Here is a 1,677-nt window from a genome sequence, read left to right on the forward strand (position 1 = left end):
TTTACGCATGCGCTGTTTCATGTTGATGCTCCGGTTTTGTTATGCAGGTGTTATTGTCTTTACGCACATAATATGACCACCGTCACAAAAATCAACCGTTTTGCGACAAAAATCACACTAGTTTTATCGATTGCGTTAAATTTATAAAAATTTTGTTATAGAAATCGACCACTTACCAAAACTACAAAAGCTATAAATTTTAAAAATTATTTTGATAGGGTAAAACAACCATGAGTGAGCCTCTCCAGGCCCAGGCGAGCCGCGGGGTATCCCCTGCTGCGCTGCTTGTGGCCGGTGCATTCTTTATGGAGTTCCTGGATGGTACGGTGATTGCCACCGCCCTTCCTGATATGGCGAAAACATTTGGCGTCGAAGCCGTCGACCTGAACATCGGCATCAGCGCCTATCTGATCACCCTCGCCGTACTCATCCCTGCCAGCGGTTGGATTGCGGATCGCTTCGGCGCCAGAACAATCTTCAGTCTTGCGCTGGCTATCTTCACCGTCTCCTCCGTTTTCTGCGGGCTAGCCACCAGCGCGCACAGCTTTGTGGCTATGCGTATTTTGCAAGGCGTCGGCGGCGCGCTGATGGTACCGGTCGGGCGACTCGCCGTGCTGCGTACCACGCCCAAGCACCTATTGATTACCGCCATCGCCACGCTTACCTGGCCCGCGCTGATTGCCCCCATCATTGGGCCACCGCTTGGTGGATTCATCACCAAAGTCGCAGACTGGCGCTGGATTTTCTTTATTAACGTTCCACTTGGCATCATCGCCATTCTTCTGGCACTGAAGATAATCCCTAATATCCGTGACGATGAGCGGAGACCCTTTGACCTGCCAGGGTTTGTGGCGACCTCGGTCTCGATGGTGAGCCTGGTCTATGCCATGGAACTACTGGGGGCTGAAAAATTACAAGGTGGGTTAATCGTCGGCCTGCTGGTCCTCGGCGGCATCACCTTTTATTACGCGCTGCGCCACTTCCGCAACAGTCAATGGCCAATGATCCGTATGGACGCCCTACAGGTCCCGACGTTTAAAGTCACGATGTACGGTGGATCGCTATTCCGCGCCTCCATCAGCGCCGTGCCGTTCCTGCTGCCGCTGCTGTTTCAGGTGGGCTTCGGTATGGATCCGTTCCATTCCGGCCTGCTGGTGCTGGCGGTATTCGTGGGTAACCTGACGATTAAACCGGCTACGACGCCGCTCATCCGCAAGCTGGGATTCCGCCGCCTGCTGCTGCTCAACGGCGCGTTAAACGTCATTGCGCTGGTTGCCTGCGCCTTCTTAACGCCGCACACGCCGGTGTGGGTGATAATGCTGGTGCTCTACCTTGGCGGCGTGTTCCGCTCCATTCAGTTCACCGGGGTCAGTACGCTGGCTTTTGCCGACGTACCGTCCGCCCAGATGAGTTACGCCAACACCTTATTCAGCACCGCCAGCCAGCTGGCTATCGGCCTTGGCATAACGCTTGGCGCTATCGGTATTCGTTTGGGTGAGAAAGTCAGCGCTATACTGAGCCTCAGCGATGTTCCAGGCATTAGCTTCCGTTTGGCGTTCATCTTTATCGCGCTGATTTGTCTGGTGGGGATGATTGATACGCTGCACTTAACGCGGGATGCGGGCAGTTCGGTGTCGAAGAAAGTGAAACAGTAACCCATCCGGGATGGGTCTGGTT

The 1,677-nt window shown here is 54.2% G+C and carries 1 protein-coding gene; it reads left to right on the forward strand.

Going from position 1 to position 1,677, the window contains the following annotated elements; genetic code table 11:
* Positions 1-230 precede the first annotated feature (230 nt).
* A complete protein-coding gene (locus tag GKAS_RS23275; RefSeq protein WP_035897899.1) occupies positions 231-1,655 on the forward strand; it encodes an MFS transporter in 1,425 nt (474 codons plus the stop codon).
* Positions 1,656-1,677 lie beyond the last annotated feature (22 nt).

This window comes from Kluyvera ascorbata ATCC 33433 (assembly GCF_000735365.1).
In the GTDB taxonomy this organism is placed as follows: domain Bacteria; phylum Pseudomonadota; class Gammaproteobacteria; order Enterobacterales; family Enterobacteriaceae; genus Kluyvera; species Kluyvera ascorbata.